Source organism: Pseudoalteromonas sp. S4492, from assembly GCF_005886115.1.
GTDB lineage: Bacteria > Pseudomonadota > Gammaproteobacteria > Enterobacterales > Alteromonadaceae > Pseudoalteromonas > Pseudoalteromonas gelatinilytica.
Genome location: NZ_PNCP01000029.1, coordinates 23,979 through 49,103, shown reverse-complemented (window position 1 = coordinate 49,103; position 25,125 = coordinate 23,979). Strand labels below are relative to the sequence as shown.

Sequence of the window (25,125 nt, the reverse complement as noted above, 5' to 3'; positions counted from 1 at the left end):
TAGGTCATCTGTCTTAGAAATAGTGGCTTTGCTCGTGTTTTAATAATGAGTGTTTTGGCTTTGTATGGTTAGTTGACGTTAAGTTCAGCTGTATAAAGAATTTCAGTTGGGGAGCCTGATTGTGAACCGCCAATCGGTTCTCGACTTATCGCCAGTAAAGCAATATTTTGCGGTTTAAATAATGCATTGCGGGCAATTTCTTTACTCTCTGTTTTAGGTAATAAAGCAATAGGGATGGCGCTAGGGTAGCCTTTTAAACGGATCCATAACTGGTAGTCATAATCAGTTTGTAAACTCATGTCACTAGCCGCTTTTAGTAAAATACTGTGATCGCTTATATCTAAATTCCAAAGAGGCTTATTTGATGAATCATAAAATGTCACTGAATGAGTGATTTTATCGCTAAATGACTCTTGCGGTTGCCAAGTAATTAACACCAATACAATACAGACTGCTGTGGCAATTGCACCCCAAGCCTTAAAAATTCCATAGTTAGGGTCTTTTGCTTTTTTCTGTGTTGGTAAAAATATGGGGTCAATTCGTTTTGTGATTTTATCCCACACTTGTTGATCGGGTGGGTTAGATTCAATCGCGTTTTCTAAATTTTTTATATGCCTTTGCCATAATGAGGTTGCGTATCGGGCTCGAGGAGAGGTGCGCATTAAGCGGTTAAATCTATCACGGGCATGGCCATGTAATGTGCCTAGAACGTATTCTGCTGCAAGTAAATTAAGTAGCGTTTGGTCATCGTATTTCATAACGAATTAGGCTCGAATTGATTTAAGTTTTTGACAAAAGCGACACTCAAACTCTGTGATTATTAGTTTTTGCTTTTAATTTAGACTAGCAGGGAAAAACAGCTTGGCAAATTTATCAATCGTGCCTTGTGTAAATAATTGTAAGTTATTCATAAAGTTGTGAAAAAATGTCCTAAACTTAAAGTATAGGTTTTTAAGTGAACGCTAAGTTACTGATTTTAAATAGCCACCAAGTTTAAATAAGGCGGTTTTACTGGAGTGAAATTTGCAACGTACTTTGTAATTAGAATAACAAGGAGTGATTATGTGGGCAGCATTTAGTTACTTAGCACTAGCGATTGTATTTATAATTGCGGCTATTCGGGTTGAAACAGTGTATTTTGCGCTGTTCTTTTATTGGACTGCATTGTCGTTACTGTTAGTCAGTGGCGCATACTTTTTTAATATCGCACGTATTTTTAGAAAACGAGAAAATGGTGTCATCCCCATTTACATACGATGGGCATTCATTCCCTTTTTACTTGGCGCGCAACTTTATAATGCGTGGTCAAGAAAAAATGACAAAGTGCCACCACTGCAACAAATTAATGAGTATTTATTTTTAGCTTGTCGTTTATTTCCTTCAGATATAGACACCATGAAAGAGATGGGTATCACGGCTATTTTAGATGTGACATGTGAATTTGATGGCCTTGAGTGGTCTTCTACCCAAGAGAATATTCGCTATTTAAATATCCCTGTACTTGATCATAGTGTGCCAACAAGCGCGCAATTACACCAAGCAATTAATTGGATTGATCACCAAGTTAAAGAAGATAGAAGGGTGGTTGTGCATTGTGCCCTTGGTCGAGGGCGCTCTGTCTTTGTTATGGCTGCTTACTTACTTAGCCAAAACAAAGATGCCGATGTGCACCAAGTACTGGCGCAAATTAAAGAGACACGTGAAACTGCAAATTTAAATAAACGTCAGCTGCGTCATCTTGTGAAACGTCATCGCCGTGGTGACTTATTAATAAAGAATAAAGCGGTGCTTATTGCTAATCCGGTTTCTGGCACAAAACTGTGGGAAGCAAAACGTAAGCAAATTACATCCCGCTTATCTGAGTATTATGATTTAACTGTTTATACAACGTCGGAACAGGTAAATGGTACGGAGTTAGCCAAAGAAGCACTTGAATTGAACCCTGATGTAGTCATTGCTTGTGGTGGCGATGGTACCGTGACCGAGGTTGCAAGTGTGCTTGTTAATACAGACTGTAAGTTGGGGATTATCCCCCTTGGTACCGCCAATGCACTGGCGCATGTGCTAATGGGGATTAAATCGAAACTTATTCCTGTTGAACAAGCGTGTGAACTGATAATTGAAGGGCAGGCAAGCCGAATAGATACCGCTGTGTGCAATGGTGAGCGTATGTTATTACTTGCAGGCATTGGTTTTGAACAAAAGATGATTGAAAAAGCCCACCGTGATGCAAAAAATGAGTCAGGGCAACTTGCATATTTACAAGGGTTTTGGCAAGCATTAGGTGAGCATGAGGCGCAAGATTATCTGGTTACGCTTGATGATAACGAACCGCAAACAATTAATACCACAAGTTTAATCATTGCCAACGCTGCGCCATTTACTACCTTACTTGCTCAATCTGCAGGGCAGCCAGATCATCAAGATGGTTTACTTGATGTAAATTGGTTAACACCCAGTGCGGACTCTAAAGCGAGTACACTCAGTATTGCTGAGTTAGTGTTTTCGAGTATTACGCAAACTAGTTTTGCAATTAATAGCCACCACACAAACGCAAAACGAGTAACAGTGAGTGCAGATGCTGGCTTAAGTTATGTAATAGATGGTGAGGTGAAAACAGCGGAAAAAATTGAAGTAGAGATATCACCGAAATCGCTTTCGGTGATTGTCGCTGAAGAATAGCGCTTTTGCGTTATTTCTTAATGCTTTTCCATTGGAACGAGCCGTCATCAGCCGCGTTGTTATTGATAAAAGTATCAATATATAACTGTTCAACTTTTTCGCGCGCCCATGGTGTTTTTCGTAAAAATTTTAGGCTCGATTTTACACTCGGATCATTTTGAAAGCAGCGTACATCGACATGCGCTGCCATACCATCCCAACCAAGCTTTTCTTCAAGTTTAGTAACGATGTCAGCTAGCTTAATGCCATGCAACGGATTATTAGGTTGATTGTCCATGATAAATCTTAGGTTATTTGCAACCGCGCAATAGTAACCTATCTGTGAACGTTAAGCTAATTGACATGAATCGTTTTAGCCTGTTTGGGATAAATAATTTCACCATTTGCATTGAGTCTTAGCCATGCTAAATCACTGTTTGAAAAATTAGGCTGTTTGGCGCTGCAAATTAACGTCATCTCGCCAACGACGATATACGCACCTTCGGTATAGCGCTTATTTTCGTACCAGCATACTCTGTGATTGTTCAGCGTTTCTTGACCATCAATCACAACGAGGGGTTTTTCTTTCGCCATTGATTTATTTAAAAACAGTAAAATAACCAATGTAGTTAGAATTAAAATTTTCTTTAACAAATTACGTCTCCCGTTGGGCAGATTTGCATAACTACACTAAGCTTATGACAAGGAATAAATAATAAAAAGGTGAACACATGCAATTTGATAAAAATATGATTGACGAATTAACCCTCCTTGCAAAATTTCCCCGCGATTCTCAAATGCAGGGAATTAAAATTCACTCAGATGCCGAAAGCTCTATCAGAGATGCAGCAAAACGTCTTTATGATAAAGGCATCACGGATAGTCCTGATGGGGGCTACTTAACCGACTTGGGACTCGATTTAATTAATCATGTGAGTGTGATTAACTCAGCGCTAAGATAACAAATAAAAAAGGCCCGAATTATTCGGGCCTTTTACATTAATCATAGTAACACTTAAATCGCATCTGGTTGATTTTGTGGTGCAGCATCAATAAAGGCATCAAGCTTATTACATTGCTCATAAACTGCAGCAATTTTAGGGTATTTACTCATATCAACTTTAAAGCGTAAGGCATTAAATACTTGCGGCACGAGGCACACATCTGCAAGCGTTGGTTTGTTGCCCACACAAAAAGTGTTCGCTTCATCAAGTAGCTTTTCGATACTTTCAAAACCAACTTCTACCCAATGCTTATACCAGGTCGTTTTTGCTTCTTCATCAACACCAAGATCATTAGCTAAGTACTTTAATACGCGTAAATTATCGATAGGGTGAATATCGCACGCTACGGCATAACATAAATTACGGATCTGAGCTTTTTGCCACGCATCACCCGTTAGTAACGGTGTTTCTGGGTGGGTTTCTTCGAGCCACTCTAAAATAGCTAACGATTGTGCAAGTACACCTTGCTCAGTTTCAAGTGCTGGTAATAATCCTTGCGGGTTCTTTGCTAGGTACTCGTCACTTTGCTGTTCTGATTTTAATAAATTAACTGTCACTAATTCGTGATCAATATTCTTTAAATTAAGCGCAATGCGTACTCGGTATGCAGCTGATGAACGAAAATAGCTATAAAGTTTCATTATACGTCCTGTTTACCTGTGAAATGTTTTTTAATAGTGCGCCAACAGTCTGTGTAGTTAGGCTGACGCTCTTTACCTTCAAGGGCATATTTTGTTGGTGAAATAACGTAACGTGATTCAAACATAAATGCCAAGGTGTTTTCGTAGCGTTGTGGTTCAAGCTGAGCATTTGATGCTTTTTCGAATACATCGGCTTCTGGGCCATGTGGCGACATACAGTTATGTAAGCTCGAACCACCTGGCACAAAGCCATGTTCTTTGGCATCGTATACACCTTCGATTAAGCCCATAAACTCACTCATGATATTACGGTGGTAATAAGGTGGGCGGAATGTGTTCTCAGCCACCATCCAACGAGGAGGGAAGATAGCAAAATCGATATTAGCAACACCTTCTGTACCCGATGGTGATGTTAATACAGTAAAGATTGATGGATCTGGGTGATCGTAACTTACTGTATTCATGACATTGAATCGAGCAAGGTCATACTTATAAGGTGCGCTATTACCCGTCCAAGCAACGACATCTAAAGGCGAGTGACCAATATCACAACGGAACATATTGCCGTTGAATTTAGCAACTAGCTCAAAATCACCTTCAACATCTTCAAAAGCGGCCACAGGGTAGTGGAAGTCACGGTCATTGGCATAACCGTTGGCACCGACAGGGCCGCGCTCTGGTAAAATATAGGCATGGCCATAGTTTTCACAGATGTAGCCACGGGCTGTATCAGTAAGTAAATCGACAGCAAATTTAATACCGCGAGGGATAACCGCAATTTCACCTGCTCGAACGGTGAGTTTGCCGCATTCTGTTCTTAGTAATAGCTCACCTTGTTGCGGAACAAACAGCATTTCACCGTCAGCATTATAAAAGTAACGGTGTTGCATTGATTTATTAGCAACATAAATATGAATACCAATACCTGTTTGTGCATTGGCACTGCCATTCGCAGCCATGGTGATTAAACCATCAATAAAATCAGTTGGCTGTGCAGGAATCTCAATTGGATCCCAACGTAGCATCGTCGGTGGCGTTGGCACTTCGGTGATAGGAGCTGTACGAATAAGGCCATTATCGATAGGCGTGTAATCACCTTGTACTACTGACGGGCGGATACGGTAAAACCAAGTTCGGCGGTTATCAGCACGCGGCGCTGTAAATGCGGTTGTGCTGAACTGCTCAGCATATAAGTCGTATTTTACTTTTTGAGGGCTGAATTGACCGATAGGTAATGCACCGGGTAAGGCTTCGGTCTCAAATTCATTACCAAAGCCTGTCATATATTGTAATTCGTTATTCATCACTAGACTCCTAAAAGGTTTCAGGTAAGATACTCTCATGTGAGACTAAATTCAAACTACACAGAATTTACTTGTGTAAATATTTTTTGACAGTAGTGAAGCCATGACAACAGAACGAGAACAAATACTCGATTTACAACAGTTCTTACCTTATTCGTTAACCAACATTGCGATGCAGATGAGTGAGCAATTTAGTGAACTATATCAACAACAGTTTAATTTGACCGTGCCACAATGGCGTGTGATTGCGAATCTAGCGCAATACGGTGAGTGCAGTGCTAAAGAGCTATGCGATATGGCTCAAATGGACAAATCCACCGTGTCGAGGGCTGTAAAGTCATTATTATCAAGGGAATTGATAGTTGCTAAAGCGAACCCGACAGATAAACGTGCAAGTTTGTTATCACTATCTGCTGGAGGAATAGCGTTGCATGAACAGATTGTACCGCTTGCAAACGAGTGGCAAGCACGTTTAGTGAGTGGCTTAGATAGCCAAGCACTTCAACAATTTATGGACACGCTGAGTACACTTTCTGCGCAATTAAATAAAAATGTTTAAATCTGTAATCAAGGCTTTATAGCAATTGATTTAGACAATCGATACGTATATGATAATGGCTATCATTTACAATTAGAAACTTGGATGTCCCCCCTATGAAATTAGCGTTAAACACCGTTAAAACACTAGGTCTTAGCCTAGTATTAGCATCTACTTTTATTGCCCAACCTGTATTGGCAAATGGCCCAATTGGTGAGCACGTTAATCATCTAAAAGAAAATTTAAAAGATTATTCTGAAGACGTTGAGTGGATGATCGGTAAAGTTGACACCATGGTTACCGATTACGAAACTAAAGGCGCAAAGGCTGTTAAAAGCGATGATTTAATTGAATACTGGGAATCAGTAAAGTTTCACAGTGCGATTGAAACGAATTATGTACCGGTTTATGCATCAATCTGGCAAGGCATTTATGGTATCAAAATGGCCATTGATGACAAAAAACCAGCAAGCGAAGTACGTGAGCATCAAAAGGCCTTAAATGCTGCCTTGTGGCAGGGTCTTGGAGCTGTTAAACTTGCTGCCGACTTCCAGCAAAAAGGCTTATTAAAAGCTGTAAAAGCAACTGCTTCTGAAACAATGACGCAAAGTGCTACTATCGATGAAATCAAACACAAATTAGACCGCGTTGTTGCAAAATACGCAGAGCGTTTAAGCGATGAAGCGACGCAAATCGTACATGATACTTACCTTCACTTATTCGAAGGTGTTGAAGGTACGCTTATCGAAAAAGATGCGAAGTTAGTAGAAGTTCTAGAAAAAGATTTTAACGTAACCCTGCCAAAAGCTATTTCTGATAAAAGTACTGTTGACCAAGTACGTGCAGTGGTTGTTGATATGCAAGAAAAATTAGATCGCGCTAAGGTGTTACTAGAAGAAGCCGAAAAAGCACGTAAGGATGTATTTTAGTGAAGCGTAGGACCTTTATTCAAGGCCTGGCTGCGTTTGGGGTAGTGGGCGCAATGCCACTACCTCTTTCACGTGCCTTTGCAGCTACAGCTGCAAGCCCAATTTCAGTGAATGACTTACCCGCCCTTGAGGGTGACCTAACATTATACTTAGGCCGTGGTGAAGGTGGTTTGTACGAAAACGTACTGCAATCTATCCAAAAGAAAAACCCAAAACTTAACTTATCAATCCGACGTGGCCCGACTGCTGCACTTGCCAACATGATAGTGGCAGAAGCTAAAGCAGGTGTTAAACGTGCTGATTTATTTTGGGCAGTTGACTCTGGTGCGATTGGTCTAGTCACCGACGCAGGTTTAGCTAAAGCCTTACCATCTGACTTAGAAGCGCAATTACAACCGCAGTTCCGCTATCCGGGCTGGGCACCTGTAACAGGTCGTATTCGTACATTGCCTTATAATACTAAGCGTTTAAGTAAAGATCAGATCCCAGATAGTATTATGGCAATTGCTGATAGCGATTTATCAATTGGTTGGGCACCGGCTTATGCATCATTCCAATCATTTGTCACAGCAATGCGCATTCTTGAAGGGGATGATAAAACCGCTAAATGGCTGAAGAAAGTTCAGAAACGTTCGAAAACCTATGCTGGTGAGCTTGGCGTAGTGATGGCCGTTGAACGTGGCGAAGTGGATATTGGTTTTGCAAACCATTATTACACATTACGCCTTAAGTCAGGCAAACCAGATGCTAACCTTGATCTTGCTTTCACCAATCAAGATGCAGGTTGCTTAGTTAATGCATCAGGTGTTTTATCGCTAACAGATAACCCGAATGCAATGAACTTTATGCGTTACTTACTAAGTGCTGAAGTACAAAGTTACTTAGCACGTGAAGCGTACGAAATTCCATTGATCCAAGGCATTGACCAGCCAGCTGGGTTACCAGCGTTAACGGATGTATCACCGCCGAAAATAGATTTAACTCAATTGGCAGATTTAAGGCCAACACTCGACCTTATGCGCAGTAGCGGTGTTTTATAATGCGCATACCTGCTTCTTATCCGATGGCGCTGCTTGCAGCGCTTTTGGCGTTAGTGCCAGTTTATATATTGATCACTTTAGCGAGTGATGCGACGGCTGTTTTTGATAGTCACAATTTAAAAATTCTTGGTAACACCTTGTCACTTATGGTGTTAACAGTAATAGGCTCTATTTTAATTGGCGTGCCTCTGGCGTTTATTAGTGCCTATGTTCAACTTCCTTTTAAAAAGCTTTGGCTTGTATTGTTTGCCGCTCCTCTGGCAATTCCAAGCTATATTGGTGCGTTTACCTTGTATGCAGCATTTGGCCCCGGTGGTGAGATAAATCAGCTGTTGGGCTTTGAAACGCCGCCTATGTATGGCTTAACGGGTGCTGCCATTGTAATGACGCTATACACGTTTCCGTTTGTTATGCTTACGACGCGTTCATCTTTACTCAGTCTAGATGCCAGCATGGTAAATGCAGCTCGCACTTTAGGTATGTCGATGCCAATGAGTGTGTTTAAAGTCATATTACCGCGTGTAATAAACGGTATTGCGGCGGGCTCATTACTGGTTGCGCTTTATACCTTATCAGATTTTGGTACACCGGCGATGATGCGCTTAGATACCTTTACCCGCGTGATCTATGTTGAATATAACGCCTTTGGCTTAAGTCGTGCAGCGATGTTATCGTTACAATTAATGGTGATAGTAGGCTTTTTACTGTTCATCGAATCACAAATTAAAACAGCTTCTGAGCGCCACGGTAGACCGCTGATGTTATTCCCATCGAACAGCCAAAAGTTAGCAATGTTGGTGACTTTTCTACCTGTTTTATTACTAGCAATTTGTTTGCCGCTGGCTATTTTTACCCTGTGGCTTGCCCGTGATGGTATTGCTGATTTTGATTTCAGCATTGCGTGGAATTCTGCTTATGCGTCTGGCATTGCGGCTATTGTCGCTGTTGTTGTTGCAGTACCTGTAGCGCATGCTGCCTTAAGCGGTAAAGTAGGGCGCATTATGGAGCGGGTGACTTATTTCGGGTTTGGTATTCCGGGTATCGTGATGGGTACTGCACTTGTTTATGGGGGCCTGCAATTACCGCTTTTATACCAAACTCTGGCATTATTAGTGATTGCCTACGTGCTGCGCTTTTTACCGCTAGCTGTTGGCTCTGTGCGTACCAGCACTGAACACTTAGATTCGAGTTTAATCAAGTCGGCACGTGTATTAGGTGCCAGCCCTCGCGAAGCATTTATGCGTATTACCTTACCTTTAACACTGCGCGGTATTATTGCCGGTGCAGCTTTGGTATTTTTAGAATCAATGCGAGAGCTTGAAGCGACGTTGTTACTTGGTCCAACAGGGTTTGAAACCCTATCAACCTATTTATGGCGTGTTTATGAAGCCGGTTACTTTGGACGCGCTGCTATACCTGGCTTATTGTTAGTAGTGATATCAGCATGTGGCTTAGCTATAATGCTCTCAGGTGAAAAGCGCAGTCAATTAGAACATTAAGGATCAGTTTAATGCTATCAGTTAGTAAGCTGTCTATCGATTATGGTAGCAATCGTGTGGTAAGTGAACTCAACTTATCACTTGGGGAAAGTGAGATCCTCATGCTAGTTGGTCCAACTGGCTGTGGTAAAAGTACAATCTTACAAGCGTTAGCTGGGCTTATTCCTATCTGCGAAGGCGAAATTAATTTAGGCTCATGGCGTGCAACACCCAAGTTAAAAGTGCCACCAGAAAAACGTAAAGTAGGAATGGTATTTCAAGACTTTGCGTTATTTCCGCATTTAACAGTGCAGCAAAATATTTGCTTTAGATTAACCGATACCTCGAAATCAGATCATTGGATTAAGTTATTGGGTCTCGAAGCTTTTCGTAATAAAAAGCCCGCCACCTTATCGGGTGGTCAAAAGCAGCGTGTAGCGCTTGCCCGTACACTAGCTCACGAACCAGACTTTGTATTGCTTGACGAGCCATTATCAAACTTAGATGCAGCTTTAAAAGATACCCTTCGTTGGGATATTCGTAATGCATTAAAAGATGCTGGTGTTCCTGCTATTTGGGTAACCCATGACCAAGAAGAAGCCTTATCTGTCGGTGATCGTGTTGGCGTACTCAAAGAAGGCATTATTCAGCAAATCGATACCCCTGAACGCTGCTTTAGCTTACCAAGTAATCGCTTTGTTGCACGCTTTTTAGGTGAAGCAAGTTTCATTGCCGGTAATTGTGAAGGTGATATTGCCACCACTGATTTAGGTAATGCACCAGCTATTAGGGTTGATCATGATACTGCGAAGGTTGATGTATTACTTCGCCCTGATGATGTTCACCTTATTCAAAATGCAGCTACTAGCAACGGTAAAGTGACATGGGTGCGTTATGAAGGTGGCAGCCGTTTATGCGCGGTTAAACTGGCATGCGATACTGTGGTGACAAGCCGTGTTAGCCATGAAGTGATGGTACGCCCAGGTGATGCAGTGCATGTTTCTATCAATACAACACATCCACTTGCGGTTTACGCAGCTTAAATAAAAATATCTGTGCAGGTCTCACTGGCCTGCATTTTTTAGAAAGCGTTCAGCTGTCAGCCCTCAGACGCTATGTAAAATCGCTGCGACTTCTTAACTTGCTAACTTTATTCTTGAAACTCGTAACTCATATCTACAACCATTCCCGGCTAAAGCCAGTCCTACGAAAGAATTTATCAGGTATTAGGTTCTAGGCTTTAGTTACAATGACGCGATGTAAAATCGCTGCTACTAGTAACTTTCTAACTTTACCCTTGCTCACTTTCCCCTAGTAGCTTTACTCTTGCAAACCTCCACCAAAACGTAAAAAGCCCGCCAGTAGGGGCGGGCTTTTGTTTTATAACAAGGTTAACTCGTTATTAGAATGTATAACGTACACCTACACGCATTTCCCAAACTGATGCGCTGCTTTGTGTTGCAGTTTTACCATTGTTAGGGTTGAAGTTTGAATATACGTAACGACCTTGGTCATCAAGGTCTACAGTTACCATGCTGTTACCAACAAAGCTACCTTTCTTAAGTACGCCCCAGTCATCGTTTAACATGTTTGTTAAGTTATCGATAACGAAGAACACTTCACCTTTGTGACCAGGCATAAAACCAGGTAACTCTTGGGTCATCTTGAAGTTAACTTTAGTGAACCAATCAGCATTTTGACGGTTACGACCAGAGATTTCACCGCGCTCAAGGCCTTGAGCAGAAATCCACTCGTTAAACTCAGTTACTTCTTCAGGTGTCATGTCGTAAACAACATTCGGGTCATTTACTTCAGGGATATACATTAACTGACGACTACCGTTTGAGTTGTTATCACCCCAAACATCATTGTCTCTATCATCAAACGTGTAGCTGTAAGGTAGACCTTTGTACGTTTCGCTGAATAGGTTGAAACGAGTGTTGTAACCATCAAACAACTCAGTTGTATAACCTAATGTCATAGTAAAGCGATGTGGGATCTCGTAATCAGATGTGTGTGCACCTGGATTAGTCGGATCATATGTCGCTAAGTTACCGTAGTTTGAGCTCGCTACCGAACTTGTCATAGGGTTAACATCAGTTGAATCAGTGTAAGCGTAAGCTAGTTGTACGCTAATACCGTTATCAAAACGCTTGCTCATTGCAGCTGAGATTACATGAGACTCACCGCTGTCACCACTTACGTTTGTAAGTAATAAGTCACCGCTACGACCAGTTTCTTTTTCTTCAAGAATAGGACGACCATCAAACGTTGTGTTACCTGAATCTTGTAACGCGATATCTTGTAAGATTGCAGCATCTTTACGTTTAGTGAATAAGTAATCTAGTGAGAATACGTACTCATCTTCAGTTGTGTATGTTGCACCAACTGAGTACTTCCACTCTGACGGCATTTCGAAATCTGGGTCAACAGCATTTACAGACGAGTCACCTGAACCAATAACTGTGTTTGCAACTTCATCATACATTTCTTGTGGTACTTCGTAACCTGGAGTACCACCGTTTACTGTTGGGGTATTAAATAAATCTACACCTGAACGGTAAGTACTAATGTTTGTGATACCATCGTTTGAGTATGAGTTAGATAACCATACATTCGGGTTACCACCAGAGAATAAGCCAACACCTGCGCGTACTTCTAATGCATCAGTTGCGTACCATTCAAAACCAACACGTGGCTGGATTAAATCGATGCCGTCGAATGTAGATTGGTTACTGAAACCGTAGCGATTAGTGAAGTTTTCATTGTAGTTAGGTGTGTCGTCACTTGTGTATTTGTCGTAACGTAGACCAAACGTTAATGTCGCATCTAAATCTGTGAAGCTGTACTCATCTTGAACGTATAATGTATGTTGAGCGTATGAGAAGCTTGCAGCAGCATCTGTTGGATCGTTAGTACCTGCAGCGTTGTTGTAGTAGATACGTGCAGCTTGGCCTGCTTCAAAATCATCCACAGAGTTAAAACGCCACTCACCTTGAGTGTGCTGAACGAATTGGTTGAATACGTCTAATTCTTCAAACTCATAACCTGCAGTAATTGTGTGTTGATCAAGGTAGTATGTCCCCGCAATTTTTGCTGTCACTGTTTCGTAGCTAAGAGCATTAGATTGACGAGAATCATCTGGACCAATGTAGATTGTACCACCATCTTCTGTACGAATTTGCATTTCACCGAAGCTACTTGCAGCATCTAAAGAGCGAACAGTCTGATCTAATTCTGATTTCCCTAAACGAATTTCAGTTGAAAATTCATCAGACCAATCTGAATAAAGTGAACCAATGATTGATGTAAATTCAGCACTTTGCTTGAAGAAGTGATTATCTAAAGTAACAGTGTTGCTGTAAGCATCTGATTGAGACAGTGTAAAACCATCGTTATAGTTATACACTAAGTTAGCACGATGATCGTCGTTGATGTTCCAGTCAAGTTTAACTAAGATTTTTTCATCTTCAACTGGTGCGCTTGATGGCATGCCACCTGCGTCATAACCGTAAACATCTTGAGCGATTTGCTGTACACGTGCAACATCAGCTGCTGAAACACTACCTGTGTCTAGGCCGCCGTAGTTGTATTGTTTTACACCTTCAAGTTTTTCGTAAGATGTGAATAAGAAAAGGCTATCTTTAATTAGTGGTAAACCAACGTTGAAGCCGTAACGTTTTTCGGTGTAATCACCGTTATCGTAGTCTTCGCCTTCGATTTTATCGCCTTTCATTGAATCATTTGTGTAATCGAAGAACATACCACCGTGTACTTCGTTACCACCTGATTTAGTAACAGCGTTGATGTTACATGATGTGAAACCACCATATTGAACATCAAAAGGTGCTAGTTCAACTGCAACCTGTTCGATTGAATCAAAAGAGAAAGGAGCACGGATTGTAGGGTAACCGTTAGAGCTTAAACCGAAGTTATCGTTCATACGAACGCCGTCAAGCGTTAAGCTGTTGAAACGAGGGTTACCACCACCACAGTTGATTGAACCGCGGCTATCGTCAATTGTTACACGTGGGTCAATACGAACGATATCTTTTAAGTCACGGTTGATAGCTGGTTGGTTTTCTAAATCTTCAAGAGTGAACGTTGCAGCTGGACCTGTACCACCAGACATACGGCTGATAGGACGACCAGTAACTACGATTTGTTCTACATCAGATTGTCTCTCTAACGTAACATTAACTGGGTAGTCAGCACCAACTTGTAGGTTGATGTTGTTGAATGTTTGATCTGCGAATACGTCAGAATCAACAACAACGCGGTAAGGACCACCTACACGTAGGCCTTTTGCTGTGAAGTAACCCGCATCGTTCGTTTCAGTTTCTTTAGTTGAACCTGAAGGTAAGTGAACGATAGTAATCTTAGTGCCAGCAGCAGGGTTGCCGTTTGGACCTTTGATTTGACCCTTGATAGCAGATGTTGTTTCATTTGCTAACGCTGCACCACTCACACCAACACATGCTGCAATAGCAAGTGATAGAGCTGTTTTGCGGAGTTGGATTTTCATTATGTTATTTCCCGTGTTAGAGGTTATGTTTCATTTATAGTTTGCTGTCAGTTGGCATCTTAAGTGCCTTTACTAACGGTTTTGCTGATTTATCAAATAATGTATTTAATAAACCCGCCAATCTTATCCCGCCTTGTTGTAGGCGAGTTTTAACAACTGGTAAGTTTTTATAGATATAACTATAACTTACGTTTGTTTCATTTTCTTTATACAGAGAGTTTGCAATGTTATTAGATTCGATCAACCAATCGCTAGGTGAACTGGCAAGATAGTCCGTTATTAACGCTTGATTTGTTGTATTTATAAATTGCGCAAACTCAGTATAGGACAAATTTTCATTTTCAATGAGTTTTGTGTCCCATAAGCTATGTAAATTGGTATCTTGACCGAAAAATGTGACAGAAATATTGTTGCCACCACGATCTTCACCGCGACCGGCATGAAAAGGTTGGTGGCTATCACCAACAAGGTGAACTAAAAAGCGCAATGCAAATTGGTTTTCACCGAGAGAGGCTTTTGGGTTTTGTAAAACTGATATTGAATATTCCATGCCTTCAAGGATGTCTGACACGGTTTCTTTATTATGGTGAGCGTGTGAGTCGTAATGAGGCTTAGCATCGCCTTCTTTGAAATTTATGTAATGCCAGCGTGAAGATTTCTTTTGCCAAAACGTTTCAGGCGCAGAACGCATTTCATCAGCCCACGTTGCAACTTGTGGTAAAGAATCACCATCAAGTAAAGGAACTAATGCTTGCTTAGTGGTGTCAGTAATATGCTTAGATGCAATTTCACCAATAATACGGTGACCATTCTGACCCCATGCATTTGCAGGGTTACTTAACAACACAGAAATAACTGGTGTCGATAACAGCAACATTTTTATTGTTTTTTGTAACATTGACTCAGTGTCCAAAATGAATGTGCCCTGAAGCACGATTTCTTGGTGTGTATTTTCCTGAATTTAAAAACAAATAGAAAGGACTCAATAAGATTCATAATTTCTTGTTCATATATTCTGTTTTTCAATGACTTACAATATTCAAGTAAAATTACCTGTTGTAATAAGTAAGAATAATTGTTCAAATAGAGACAACGGAGCGTTGTTGGCTATTAAAATTGAATTTAAGAACAATACTAATAAAAAAATCGTCGATTGTTACATTTTTGTTTCTATCACTAATTTTGTTTTTTTATATCGGAATTTTGCAGGGTAAACCGGCTGTTTCTGATATCGATGCATTTATTGAAACATCATTTCAATGTGATACTAAATCAGAGGTTAACCTTAATGAGCTGGTGGTGTATTCATCAGGTAAAGTGTTGGCTGAGGATGTTGCTAAAACCCTATGCGCAGATGACATCATTAGTAAACAATATGGCAAGGTCACCTCTTATTGGGGTTATAAAACCTCAGACACAATTGAGTTTTTAGGTAAAGGGATAGCAGATTTGATCCTTGCTAAAGAAAACTTGATTAATGCCTTTATGGCCGAGTCAACCTATAACTATCAAGCGGTTGTTGGCTTTCCAGATTACACTGCTTATTTAATTTCGAGTAAAGAAAAGCCTCGAATTGAAAAAAGTTACTTTTTAGACAAGCGTATTGGTTTACTTGATTATCCAACGAGTCGCTCTGGGCACATTTTACCTAAGCAATTATTTAAAAAATTAGACATCAACCTTGAAAACCTAAATATCACTTATGCCAGTTCGCATACAGAATTAAGAGAGTTACTTGCAAGCGGTAAAGTCGATTTAATCTCTTCTTATTGGCAAGATAGTGATCAGCAACGCTTTTCAATCAATTACATTACGCCTATCCGTGACAATATAAGTGGCAGTCGTTGGTATTTAAAAATGCAAGATGAGAACACCGACCTTTTATGTGCTGTTCAAACACGCCTAACTCAGTTAGCCCATAATCAGAATTCCCATTACTTTAATCATGTTGAGTCTTTTTGGGAATGTGACTCAAACCAGCAAACAATGAAAGTAGGGGATAGCAATGCTGCCAATTAGAATAAAGCTTGCTTATGGGGCGGTTTTTCTATGCTGTTGTTTGGCTTTATTTGCCACCTTTATTACTGCAAAAGCTTATAAGACATCAACTAATGATGCACTGACTCTAGCAAAAGTTGAAAACCGTATTGCCCTTGATTTAAATCACTTAAATTTACCTGATGATTTTTTAAAGCATTCAGGTAGTAAAGACATGGTACTCAACTATATCGCGCGTCTTAATGCTCAGTTAAAAGACTCAGGCGTGATGGTATATTCAATTGAAGGGATCTCTGATTATCCAGCCCGTGCAGATTTAATTACTAAACAATTGCATGCACCACAAAAGTCGTTAACGGTAAGCTTTGTTGTCGCATCGTCTTTATTTTCAAAAAATGATATTGCTGTATTAATTCTAGTGAGTTTGGTGTCTGCTGCACTAACGTATTTATTATTTATAAGTGAGCGTACTAAAATTCAAATTGCAAAGCATGAGCCTGAGGTTGAAATACAAGCTGTAGAAAAACCTAAATTGATAGTCGATCTTCAAAATAAAACCTTGGCTGCCAGCTGTGCTGTTGATAAAACCGTTGCACTTGCTAATAAGCCGCTGTGCTTTTATCTTGCATTGGTTGAGTTTTGCATTGAGCACCCAGATGTAGTGCTTAATCAAAATAAAGATGTACCAGAAGAATTACTGACTTTAGCAAACAAGTATTTTTACCGGTTAGTCGAGCTTGGTCATACAATACGTAAGCGCCCAAACTTTACCAATAGTTTAGAAAAAACATTAAGTGAAATTCGTGCTGCACTTGATGAAGTTTGGCAAGATCAGCTAGAGATAAAGGAAACTTATTATCCGCCTAAGGCCCATGGTGAAGGCTCCCGTTCGCGTTTACATCATTACGGATTGAAAGCGATTGAGATTGCCGATATTGAAGTCATAGGCAAATAATCTAGTTTAAAAGTAAAAAGGGAAGTCATTGACTTCCCTTTTGCTTGTTAAAGATTATTGAGTACACCTTATTGTTGTTTAGGCGCATAATCAGCCGCTTTAACAGGGCTATTTTGCTCAAAGAAACGTTTTAATGCCTGTGCATCTGTATCATCTGTACTCACAAAGCCTTTTTTGTCGGTAAGAGTAGGGTAGCCGTCACCACCAGAGGCATTATAACTGTTAATACTCATACGATACGTCTTAGCCATATCAAGTGGCTTTCCAGCAATCTTTACATCAGATAAGGCGTCATTGTCGCGTTTAAAACTCAACTTATAATATTGTAAGTAGGCACCTGAATCAGGTGGGAAAGACGTAACCACAGACAAGTAATCAAATAACTCCTGGCCTGTCATATCAATATAAGTGATACGGTTTTTAAAAGGATGAACTTTTAAAATATCTTTATAACTGACATCACCTGCTTGAATGCTATCGCGAATACCGCCACCACTGATCAAACCAAAATCAGCACCCACAGATTGCATTTGAGCAGCAATTATTACGCGTGCTAAGTTAACTTGCTCGTAGCGCACCTTGTTACGGTCACCTTCAAGTTTTGCATCAACGGCGCCAATTTTACCGGCAATTTGAGCAGCACCTTTTTGCTGATAAACAGCAAGTACGTCTTGTAAGCTTTTGTTTGGTTCGATGTAATCAGCTGCCAACTTCTTATTGCCATTTTCATCATCGATATATAGGTTAACTGGAATAAGTGCGTAATTAATAAGTGTTAATTGGCCCTTTTCTAATTTGAATTCAGCCTTACCTACATATTTACCCCACTCATGGGCTTGCATGATCCAAGTGCCATTTTGTTGATCTGGCTTACATGCTTTACCTGGCATAAAGCTTTCGTCAGCAATATTTGCCTCTTTCATACAAACAGGTTCTTGTGAATGACCGCCAACAATAATATCAAGCATGCCTTTTGGTAAGTTACGAGCCATGGTTACATCACCCGACGCATTAATACCAAAGTTTGCATCAACATAGTGCCCCATGTGCGTGACAGCAATGGTGATATCTGGGTTGTACTGTTTTTCAATTTCTGGGGCTAACTTTGCAGTAACCTCTGTTGGGTCTTTAAATTCTAGGCCACCGATATATTGAGGATTACCTATTTTTGCTGTATCTGTGGTTGTTAAGCCGATTACAGCAATCTTAAGGCCATTTTTTTCAAAGATTTTATAACCTTGATAGCGAGCTTCGCCGGTTGTTTTATCGATGATGTTGGCAGATAAAAATGGAAAGTTAGACCATCTTTGTTGTTGATCGAGTACTGCTAGAGGATTGTCAAACTCATGGTTACCAATTGCCATTGCGTCATAGCCAATTAAAGACATACCTTTAAAATCGGGCTCTGCGTGTTGTAAGTCTGACTCTGGAATACCGGTATTGATATCGCCGCCTGACAGCAATAACACAGCATGGCCTTTTGCTTTAGCATCGGTTCTTAATTGATCGATTAAAGTTTTACGGGCTGCCATACCATACTCGCCTTGCTCGTTGTGCCAAAAGCGACCGTGGTTATCATTGGTATGAAGTAGAGTTAAATATTGTACTGAATCAGTATTATTCGAAGATGAGCTACATGCGGTTAGGGTAACCAGTAGCGAAGTTAATAAAAAAAAGCGCATAATTGTTTGCCTGATTAGAGCAGTAGGTTAATTAAGCGCTTAGTTTAAACGACTTAAGTTTAAATTAAATGTCTTTTATAAACTTTTGTTGCTATTTTCTGTATTTATTTGTCCTGTTGCAGCGAGTTGCCGGCGTTGCAGTTCTTGTTCTGCGTAATGAGACTTTTGGTGATTATTGCCCACCATCCAATTTAAAAAACTAGCTGGTAACTGGCTGTAAGGCTCACCTTGGTGTAGGCCAAAATCGCATATTGCGTTCTCTTCATTCGCCATGGTTAATTCCTGTGTGTTCATTGTTGTCGTGCAAATACTAACAAACTGAGTCAATTTGATAAGACGATTTTGATTTAGTGTTTATATTTTTTATAACTAAAATGAATACGCGATGTAAATTAATGTAACTGAGTTGTAATTGCTATGGCGTGTTTTGTGTAACTATTTTGTTTGCTATTTATGCATCAACCATTTTTGTTTAAGCTTCGTGCAGTTTTATAATAAAAAGTATCAGGAAAGATAAACAATGAAAAAACATCTACTTGCAACTGCTCTTTTTGCAAGCTGCTTTACAGCCAATGCGACGATTGTAGAAATGCAAACAAATCAAGGCACCATTACCGTTAACCTTTATGATCAACACACACCTATCACAGTGGAAAACTTTCTAAATTATGTAACTGACGGTAGCTATGACGGTAGTGTTATCCATCGTTCTGTTGACGATTTTGTATTGCAAGGGGGTGGTTTTAAGTTTGATACGGACTTTAATTCGATTGAAACAGCTGATGCAATTACCAATGAGCCTGTTTTATCAAACGTTAAAGGCACGATTGCAATGGCGAAAGTTGGTGGCAATGCGAACAGTGCAACAAGCCAATGGTTTTTTAACTTAAAAGATAATAGCGCTAATCTTGATTTACAAAATGGTGGTTTCACCGTGTTTGGTGAAATTACAGCTGATAGCTTTGAAACAATCGAGACAATTACATCATTAGTTCACTGTGGTGAAATTCCAACGGTTGGCTTAAATGAAGATCAATGCCCAACGACCACTAGCGGTTTCAATGCTGAAAACTTAGTGATGATTAATAGTGTTGTTGTGATTGATGATGATCCGAATTCATCTGCCTCTTTATCACCAAAAGAAAATACGCTTATTGACGAAGATAATTCATCCGATAATGGCGGTGGTAGTTCAGGTGGTAGTCTTGCGTGGATGCTATCTTTATTAGCCCTTGCAGGCTTTAGTCGTCGTAAATAATTCCAACCAACAAAGTTAATAAGGCGCTAAAAAGCGCCTTTTTTCTTTGTATCACTAAGTACTAAAAGATTCTTACTAAAACCAGCACCCACATTATTAGCATAATGAAGCTACTGACAACGAAACTATAATAGCGCGCCTTCAAGGTATTTGAAGTTAAGTGAATTACGCTATGAATAATTCTTAATGCTACATAAACCCACGCAAGGGCAACAAAAACAGTACCCACCGCATTGACCTGTAGAGCTGTTAAACAGCCGATAAAAAACAGCACGGGCATTTCGAATTGATTGATAAAATTGCGATCTGCAACACGCACATCAGTGCCTGCTTTTTCTAAATCCATTGTTAAGAAATCTTTCATCTCAATGGTTTTTTGTTTTGCCGCACGAAAGCGGCGTTTACCCATAATGTACATCACAATGAACGTCAGTAAGACCTGAGTGAACATTGCTACAATTAGCCACTTTTCCATAGCTCATCCTTTGTTATAGTTATTGCTATTAATCTTAACCGTAAGTACTGCATTTTCACAATGTGTTACAAAGTTTTGCTGTAACTTAGCTCAAAAGCATTGAATTGCGGCGATCTAAAACACATGATAAATAAAAATTTATTCAATTTCTAATGGATACTAAATAATGAAAAAAATAATGGGACTCAGTGCAATCGCTTTTGCAGTGTTAGCAGGTTGTTCTTCTACTTCTACCACAGCGCCTCCTGCTGCTAATACTAACCTTATTCCTGACTCGTTAGTCATAAGTCCAAACGATACCCGTGAGTACAAAACATTAAAACTTGATAACGAAATTGATGTGATTTTAATTTCAGACCCAAGCGCTGAAAAATCAGCTGCTGCATTGAGTGTCGGTGTTGGTTTATTGCACGACCCTATGTCGCAACAAGGTATGGCACATTATCTAGAGCATATGCTGTTCCTTGGTACAGACCGTTATCCAGACACCAAAGGTTACAGTGATTTTATGACTAAAAATGGTGGGGCGCATAACGCTTACACCTGGTTAGATATCACAAACTACATGTTCAAAGTGAACAATGATGCTTACGATGAAGCACTTGACCGCTTTGCGGATTTCTTTAAATCACCAAAGCTTTACCCTGAGTACACAGACAAAGAAAAAAATGCGGTAAATGCAGAATGGTCAATGCGCCGTGAAATGGACTTTTTTGGTCAGTTTAAATTGGCACGCCAAATGATGGGCTCACACCCAGCAAACCGCTTTTTAATTGGTAACCTAGAAACTTTAGGGGACAAAGACGGCAGCAATCTACATAAAGAAACCGTTGCTTTTTATAACAAATATTATTCATCGAACATAATGAAAGTGGCGATGATCTCAAATCGTCCACTGGCTGAAATGGAAGCAAAAGCTAAACAGTATTTTGCTGACATTGAAAACAAACACATCGAAAAGCCAACGGTAACTGATAAGTTAGATTTCTCTGTGGCAGGTGGTAAACGTGTTTACTACTCACCGAATGAAGATGTTAAACAGCTACAGTTAGAATTCACTATTGCTGATAACAGTTCACAGTTTGCGGTAAAACCAAACCGTTTTGTTTCGTACCTTTTAAGCAATGAAATGCAAGGCAGCCCGGCACAAATTTTACGTGATAAAGGCTGGGTGTCACGATTATCTGCTTCTGATGCTCCAACTCAATACGGTAACTATGGCAGCTTAACAGTTAATATTGAATTGACTGATGCTGGGATGCAAAACCGCGAAGAAATTGTCGCTATGGTTATGCAATACATTGCGCTTATCAAAGAGCAGGGTGTTGATAGCAAATACTTTAATGAAATTCGTACCTCTCTAAACAATGAATTTCAATTCCTAGAAAAAGGCGATGAGTTTGGTTATGTCAGTAACTTAACTGATAGCATGCAAAAATTCCCTGTGAACAATGCAATTAACGCACCTTATTATTATGCAAAGTTTGATGCAGATGCGGTGCAAAACGTGCTTTCACAATTAAACGAAGATACGCTACGTATTTGGTATATTTCAAAGCAAGAAGAAACAGATTCACAGCTGCATTTTTACGATGGTAAATACCGCATTGAAGATATCAGCGAAGCAGAAGTTGCAAGCTGGAGCAAACCGAGCGAATACGCTTTAGCATTACCAACAGTAAACCGCTTATTACCAGAAAGCTTTGCAATTAAAACGGCGGAGTTTAAACAACAAGCGCATCCTGAACTGGTATTTGATAAGCAAGGTGTAAAAGTTTGGCGCCAAGCAAGTCAGCAATTTGCTGAGCAACCTAAGGGTCTTGTTGAAGTTTACATTAATACACCTGATGCCCTTGTGAATGTTAAATCACAAGTTCTTTATGCCGTGTGGGCTGACCTTTATAACTTACAACAAAGCAAACTAAGCACAGAAGCAGCCGTTGCAGGTATGAGCTTAGGGCTACAACCAAGTAACGGCCTTGTGTTATCACTAAGTGGTTTTACGGATAAACAAGACGTGCTGTTAGCTCAAGCGCTTGAAAATCTAACTTTAGATGTGTCTGAAGAAGGATTTGCCCAAGCAATCGATCGTTTTAAGCGTGATTTACTCAATCAACAAAAGCAGTTCCCGTTCTACCAAGCATTCGGTGAATACTCAAAACTGACTCGTAGTGGTAAATTTGATACCGAAAGCTTAATTGCTGCGGCAGATGCGCTGACTCTTGCTGATTTTGCAGATATTAAGCAATCAACACTTGCTGCCAATGATCTACGCGTATTCACGTTTGGTAACTATAACCAAAATGATGTTGACTCTATTGCGAGTAAACTAACCGCTATTTTACCTAAAGGCCATAAAACGTCTGAGTTTGCTAGAAGCAAAGCTTGGTTACCTCAACCAGGTGAACGCATCGTATTACAAAAAGATATTGATGTAGCGGATGTAGCAATCATTGATATGGTTGTACACCCAACACCTGGCTATAAACAAAAAGCACAGGCGCAAATCTTACAAAGTCACTTTAGAACCGTAGCGTTTGATAAGTTACGTACTGAAGAGCAGCTGGCTTATGCGGTTGGTGCGTTAGCGCGTCCTATCGAAGACTATTCTGCATTGGGTCTATATATTCAAACACCGGTTAAAGGCCCTAAAGAGATGCAAGCGCGTTTTGATGAGTTCAAAAAGCAATACGCTGTTGAGCTTGATAACATGTCAGAAGAAACATTTGTACAACTTAAAAATGCAACGCTTGTGTCTTTAAAAGAGCAGCCTAAAAACTTGAGTGATGAAATGTCACCACTTATTACAGATTGGTATCGTGAGAACTTTAAGTTTGATTCTAAGGAAAAACTTATCGCAGAAGTTGAAAAAGTAACCTTGGCTGATCTTAAAGATTATTACAAGAAAACCATGCTCAACAGTGAGGCACCACGATTAAATATTCAAATGCGTGGTAGTAAGTTTGCGGATAAGCCATTTGCAGATCTTAAAAACCAAACAAAAGTTGAAAACTTAGAGAGTTTTTACAAAGGCATTAAATTCCAAAACTAATTTAATAGCGGATAAACAAAAGCCCAAGCAATTGCTTGGGCTTTTTGATTTATGCGATAAGCAAAAATCCTATAAATGCAGCGCTTGCTGCAAGTAAGGTATAAGGCAGTTGCGTGATAGCATGGCTGACTAAATCACATCCTGAGCCTTGCGCGGCAAGTACCGTGGAGTCAGAGTAGAAGCACGCCTGACTACCAAATGACGACGCCGACAGCAAAGCACCAATCACTAAAGGAATATTGGCATCAATTGCGTAAGCCAGAGGCATTACAATAGGGATAGTTACTGCGAAAATCCCCCAGCTTGAACCTGTTGCAAAAGCAAGTACTGCCATTGCCAAAAACACCACGGCAGGTAAGTACTGGGCCGTCATATAAGGGCTTAATGTATTAATAACATATTGCGGAAGCATTAATTGGTCACACACATCTTTAAATATAAATGCTGCAACCACAGTCCCAATAGCGGGGATCATACTTTTAAAACCATCAAGCATACGCTCAACGAGTTCTGACAATGTCATCAACTTTTGTAACATATAAAAAGGCAAAACAACGGCAAAGGTCGCAAGTAATCCTTTATATACGTCAATGTCAAAGTAAACAGTAAACGCAACAAGTAAAACTATCGGCACTAAAAAGTTATACAGTTTGCCGTTTGAAGCGGCTGTTTCAAAGTTTTCTTCCGCTGCTTTTACTGCGTATTCATCCGCTGTTTGGACATCTGTGTATTGGCTATTTGAGATCTCGATTTGATTATTCATGGCACGTAGTTGTGCTTTTTTCATCGGACCAAAAGCAGGGATGACATTTAAGCTAACCAGTAATACAACAATAACCGCAAACCAAGCATATAACATGTAAGGGATTGCTTGAATGTAGACGGCAATACCTTGACCTTCTTGTGCAACATTATTATCAACTAACAAGCCACCAAAAAATACGGCCCATGTAGAGAGTGGTACCAGCACACAGATAGGCGCAGCTGTTGAGTCAACAACATAAGCGAGCATTTCACGGCTAATTTTAAACTTATCGGTGATACGTTTCATGGTTTCACCGACGGTTAATGCATTTAAGTAATCATCAATAAAAATAATCACACCTAGCACAAATGTCATCACCAACGATGAGCGCTGGCCTTTGGCAAACTTTAACGCTAATTCGGCGAAGGCACTTGCACCCCCGGTTCTTACTAATAAAGCGATTAATGCACCAAATCCACCACAGACTAAAATTAGCCAGGCAATGGTTTCGTCTTGCATTACTTTTAATGAAATATCAGCAAAATTGGCTAACACAGCGGTTGGTCCTAGCATGGCTAAACCAAACAAAGCACCAATTAGTAAAGATAAAATAGGGCGGCGTAAAAATACGGCCAAAACAACCACCAATACTGGCGGCAGTAAACTTAACGCAGAAGGTTCTTGCATTATATTTTTCACACAGTTAAGCAATGCGAGATTGCTTACAGAAATCAGAAGTCTATAGACTCAAGTAACTGCTTTACGCGAACACACTTTTATGGACCCATTAGGGAAAGTGCCTGCGTTGGCTGGCGCCAGACAGTATAGAGGGTATACTGC

General features: G+C 40.2%; 22 protein-coding genes. 11 read left to right on the top strand and 11 right to left on the bottom strand.

The genetic code is table 11. The annotated features are described in order from the left end of the window. Window positions 1-68 precede the first annotated feature (68 nt). Complete coding sequence (locus tag CWC28_RS09120; protein ID WP_138625030.1) at window positions 69-758, bottom strand: anti-sigma factor; 690 nt, start codon at window positions 756-758, stop codon at window positions 69-71. A 304-nt stretch (window positions 759-1,062) separates the two neighbouring features. Between CWC28_RS09120 and CWC28_RS09115 the strand changes: the two genes are divergently transcribed. Continuing rightward, complete coding sequence (locus CWC28_RS09115) at window positions 1,063-2,682, top strand: diacylglycerol kinase family protein (protein ID WP_138625029.1); 1,620 nt, start codon at window positions 1,063-1,065, stop codon at window positions 2,680-2,682. Window positions 2,683-2,692: 10 nt separating this feature from the next. On the opposite strand, the gene CWC28_RS09110 is transcribed toward CWC28_RS09115, so the two are convergent. Both CWC28_RS09110 and CWC28_RS09105 read right to left on the bottom strand, forming a co-directional pair. Beyond that, window positions 2,693-2,959, bottom strand: a complete 267-nt coding sequence (locus CWC28_RS09110) for a VF530 family protein (RefSeq protein ID WP_063703663.1) — start codon at window positions 2,957-2,959, stop codon at window positions 2,693-2,695. A 56-nt stretch (window positions 2,960-3,015) separates the two neighbouring features. Beyond that, on the bottom strand, window positions 3,016-3,315 hold the full coding sequence (locus CWC28_RS09105) for a DUF1496 domain-containing protein (protein WP_105173382.1): 300 nt from the start codon (window positions 3,313-3,315) through the stop codon (window positions 3,016-3,018). Window positions 3,316-3,392: 77 nt separating this feature from the next. On the opposite strand from CWC28_RS09105, the gene CWC28_RS09100 reads away from it, so the two are divergent. Then, window positions 3,393-3,623: a TIGR02647 family protein gene (locus CWC28_RS09100; RefSeq protein ID WP_063703665.1), complete on the top strand. Its 231-nt coding sequence runs from the start codon at window positions 3,393-3,395 to the stop codon at window positions 3,621-3,623. Between the two features lie 53 nt (window positions 3,624-3,676). Here the strand turns inward: CWC28_RS09100 and maiA are convergent, their stop codons facing one another. Both maiA and hmgA read right to left on the bottom strand, forming a co-directional pair. Next, a complete protein-coding gene (gene maiA, locus CWC28_RS09095; protein WP_138625028.1) occupies window positions 3,677-4,306 on the bottom strand; it encodes a maleylacetoacetate isomerase in 630 nt (209 codons plus the stop codon). Then, complete coding sequence (gene hmgA, locus CWC28_RS09090; protein ID WP_119852834.1) at window positions 4,306-5,610, bottom strand: homogentisate 1,2-dioxygenase; 1,305 nt, start codon at window positions 5,608-5,610, stop codon at window positions 4,306-4,308. The genes maiA and hmgA overlap by 1 nt, the downstream gene beginning before the upstream one ends. A 103-nt stretch (window positions 5,611-5,713) precedes the next feature. Between hmgA and CWC28_RS09085 the strand changes: the two genes are divergently transcribed. From CWC28_RS09085 to CWC28_RS09065, 5 genes are all read left to right on the top strand, one after another. After that, a complete protein-coding gene (locus CWC28_RS09085; RefSeq protein ID WP_138625027.1) occupies window positions 5,714-6,169 on the top strand; it encodes a MarR family winged helix-turn-helix transcriptional regulator in 456 nt (151 codons plus the stop codon). 95 nt (window positions 6,170-6,264) lie between these two features. After that, a complete protein-coding gene (locus CWC28_RS09080; RefSeq protein ID WP_138625026.1) occupies window positions 6,265-7,077 on the top strand; it encodes a hypothetical protein in 813 nt (270 codons plus the stop codon). Then, a complete protein-coding gene (locus tag CWC28_RS09075) occupies window positions 7,077-8,117 on the top strand; it encodes an extracellular solute-binding protein (RefSeq protein WP_063703675.1) in 1,041 nt (346 codons plus the stop codon). The genes CWC28_RS09080 and CWC28_RS09075 overlap by 1 nt, the downstream gene beginning before the upstream one ends. Continuing rightward, window positions 8,117-9,616, top strand: coding sequence for an ABC transporter permease (locus CWC28_RS09070; RefSeq protein ID WP_063703677.1), 1,500 nt, complete (start codon window positions 8,117-8,119; stop codon window positions 9,614-9,616). Before CWC28_RS09075 ends, CWC28_RS09070 begins: the two co-directional genes overlap by 1 nt. 11 nt (window positions 9,617-9,627) lie before the next feature. Then, window positions 9,628-10,638 carry an ABC transporter ATP-binding protein gene (locus CWC28_RS09065; RefSeq protein ID WP_138625025.1) on the top strand — a complete coding sequence of 337 codons (1,011 nt, stop codon included), beginning with the start codon at window positions 9,628-9,630 and terminating at the stop codon, window positions 10,636-10,638. Window positions 10,639-10,997: 359 nt separating this feature from the next. Here CWC28_RS09065 and CWC28_RS09060 read toward each other — a convergent pair whose 3' ends face one another. Beyond that, window positions 10,998-14,120 carry a TonB-dependent receptor gene (locus CWC28_RS09060; protein WP_138625024.1) on the bottom strand — a complete coding sequence of 1,041 codons (3,123 nt, stop codon included), beginning with the start codon at window positions 14,118-14,120 and terminating at the stop codon, window positions 10,998-11,000. A 34-nt stretch (window positions 14,121-14,154) separates the two neighbouring features. After that, window positions 14,155-15,018, bottom strand: a complete 864-nt coding sequence (locus CWC28_RS09055; protein ID WP_138625023.1) for a S1/P1 nuclease — start codon at window positions 15,016-15,018, stop codon at window positions 14,155-14,157. 218 nt (window positions 15,019-15,236) lie between these two features. Here CWC28_RS09055 and CWC28_RS09050 point away from each other — a divergent pair, with 218 nt between their 5' ends. Together CWC28_RS09050 and CWC28_RS09045 are read left to right on the top strand one after the other, a co-directional pair. Continuing rightward, window positions 15,237-16,139 carry a type 2 periplasmic-binding domain-containing protein gene (locus CWC28_RS09050; protein WP_138625022.1) on the top strand — a complete coding sequence of 301 codons (903 nt, stop codon included), beginning with the start codon at window positions 15,237-15,239 and terminating at the stop codon, window positions 16,137-16,139. Further along, complete coding sequence (locus CWC28_RS09045) at window positions 16,126-17,073, top strand: hypothetical protein (protein ID WP_249324958.1); 948 nt, start codon at window positions 16,126-16,128, stop codon at window positions 17,071-17,073. The genes CWC28_RS09050 and CWC28_RS09045 overlap by 14 nt, the downstream gene beginning before the upstream one ends. Window positions 17,074-17,141: 68 nt before the next feature. Here the strand turns inward: CWC28_RS09045 and ushA are convergent, their stop codons facing one another. Together ushA and CWC28_RS09035 are read right to left on the bottom strand one after the other, a co-directional pair. After that, a complete protein-coding gene (gene ushA / locus CWC28_RS09040) occupies window positions 17,142-18,755 on the bottom strand; it encodes a bifunctional UDP-sugar hydrolase/5'-nucleotidase UshA (protein ID WP_138625021.1) in 1,614 nt (537 codons plus the stop codon). A gap of 75 nt (window positions 18,756-18,830) precedes the next feature. Beyond that, window positions 18,831-19,028 carry a hypothetical protein gene (locus CWC28_RS09035; protein WP_063703692.1) on the bottom strand — a complete coding sequence of 66 codons (198 nt, stop codon included), beginning with the start codon at window positions 19,026-19,028 and terminating at the stop codon, window positions 18,831-18,833. A gap of 247 nt (window positions 19,029-19,275) precedes the next feature. On the opposite strand from CWC28_RS09035, the gene CWC28_RS09030 reads away from it, so the two are divergent. Beyond that, complete coding sequence (locus CWC28_RS09030; RefSeq protein WP_138625020.1) at window positions 19,276-20,013, top strand: peptidylprolyl isomerase; 738 nt, start codon at window positions 19,276-19,278, stop codon at window positions 20,011-20,013. Window positions 20,014-20,074: 61 nt separating this feature from the next. Here the strand turns inward: CWC28_RS09030 and CWC28_RS09025 are convergent, their stop codons facing one another. Next, complete coding sequence (locus tag CWC28_RS09025; protein ID WP_105173371.1) at window positions 20,075-20,488, bottom strand: MAPEG family protein; 414 nt, start codon at window positions 20,486-20,488, stop codon at window positions 20,075-20,077. A 166-nt stretch (window positions 20,489-20,654) separates the two neighbouring features. Here CWC28_RS09025 and CWC28_RS09020 point away from each other — a divergent pair, with 166 nt between their 5' ends. Further along, a complete protein-coding gene (locus tag CWC28_RS09020; RefSeq protein ID WP_138625019.1) occupies window positions 20,655-23,540 on the top strand; it encodes an insulinase family protein in 2,886 nt (961 codons plus the stop codon). Window positions 23,541-23,589: 49 nt separating this feature from the next. Here CWC28_RS09020 and CWC28_RS09015 read toward each other — a convergent pair whose 3' ends face one another. Beyond that, complete coding sequence (locus CWC28_RS09015) at window positions 23,590-24,972, bottom strand: Na+/H+ antiporter NhaC family protein (RefSeq protein ID WP_105180302.1); 1,383 nt, start codon at window positions 24,970-24,972, stop codon at window positions 23,590-23,592. Window positions 24,973-25,125 lie beyond the last annotated feature (153 nt).

Bases quoted from the DNA above. Each gene is read 5' to 3' on its own strand.
- CWC28_RS09020 (WP_138625019.1), top strand. From the start codon at position 20,655: ATGAAAAAAATAATGGGACTCAGTGCAATCGCTTTTGCAGTGTTAGCA.
- CWC28_RS09120 (WP_138625030.1), bottom strand. From the start codon at position 758: ATGAAATACGATGACCAAACGCTACTTAATTTACTTGCAGCAGAATAC.
- CWC28_RS09080 (WP_138625026.1), top strand. From the start codon at position 6,265: ATGAAATTAGCGTTAAACACCGTTAAAACACTAGGTCTTAGCCTAGTA.
- ushA (WP_138625021.1), bottom strand. From the start codon at position 18,755: ATGCGCTTTTTTTTATTAACTTCGCTACTGGTTACCCTAACCGCATGT.
- CWC28_RS09045 (WP_249324958.1), top strand. From the start codon at position 16,126: ATGCTGCCAATTAGAATAAAGCTTGCTTATGGGGCGGTTTTTCTATGC.
- CWC28_RS09015 (WP_105180302.1), bottom strand. From the start codon at position 24,972: ATGCAAGAACCTTCTGCGTTAAGTTTACTGCCGCCAGTATTGGTGGTT.
- CWC28_RS09085 (WP_138625027.1), top strand. From the start codon at position 5,714: ATGACAACAGAACGAGAACAAATACTCGATTTACAACAGTTCTTACCT.
- CWC28_RS09065 (WP_138625025.1), top strand. From the start codon at position 9,628: ATGCTATCAGTTAGTAAGCTGTCTATCGATTATGGTAGCAATCGTGTG.
- CWC28_RS09035 (WP_063703692.1), bottom strand. From the start codon at position 19,028: ATGGCGAATGAAGAGAACGCAATATGCGATTTTGGCCTACACCAAGGT.
- maiA (WP_138625028.1), bottom strand. From the start codon at position 4,306: ATGAAACTTTATAGCTATTTTCGTTCATCAGCTGCATACCGAGTACGC.
- CWC28_RS09055 (WP_138625023.1), bottom strand. From the start codon at position 15,018: ATGTTACAAAAAACAATAAAAATGTTGCTGTTATCGACACCAGTTATT.
- CWC28_RS09025 (WP_105173371.1), bottom strand. From the start codon at position 20,488: ATGGAAAAGTGGCTAATTGTAGCAATGTTCACTCAGGTCTTACTGACG.
- CWC28_RS09030 (WP_138625020.1), top strand. From the start codon at position 19,276: ATGAAAAAACATCTACTTGCAACTGCTCTTTTTGCAAGCTGCTTTACA.
- CWC28_RS09070 (WP_063703677.1), top strand. From the start codon at position 8,117: ATGCGCATACCTGCTTCTTATCCGATGGCGCTGCTTGCAGCGCTTTTG.
- hmgA (WP_119852834.1), bottom strand. From the start codon at position 5,610: ATGAATAACGAATTACAATATATGACAGGCTTTGGTAATGAATTTGAG.
- CWC28_RS09110 (WP_063703663.1), bottom strand. From the start codon at position 2,959: ATGGACAATCAACCTAATAATCCGTTGCATGGCATTAAGCTAGCTGAC.
- CWC28_RS09060 (WP_138625024.1), bottom strand. From the start codon at position 14,120: ATGAAAATCCAACTCCGCAAAACAGCTCTATCACTTGCTATTGCAGCA.
- CWC28_RS09115 (WP_138625029.1), top strand. From the start codon at position 1,063: ATGTGGGCAGCATTTAGTTACTTAGCACTAGCGATTGTATTTATAATT.
- CWC28_RS09100 (WP_063703665.1), top strand. From the start codon at position 3,393: ATGCAATTTGATAAAAATATGATTGACGAATTAACCCTCCTTGCAAAA.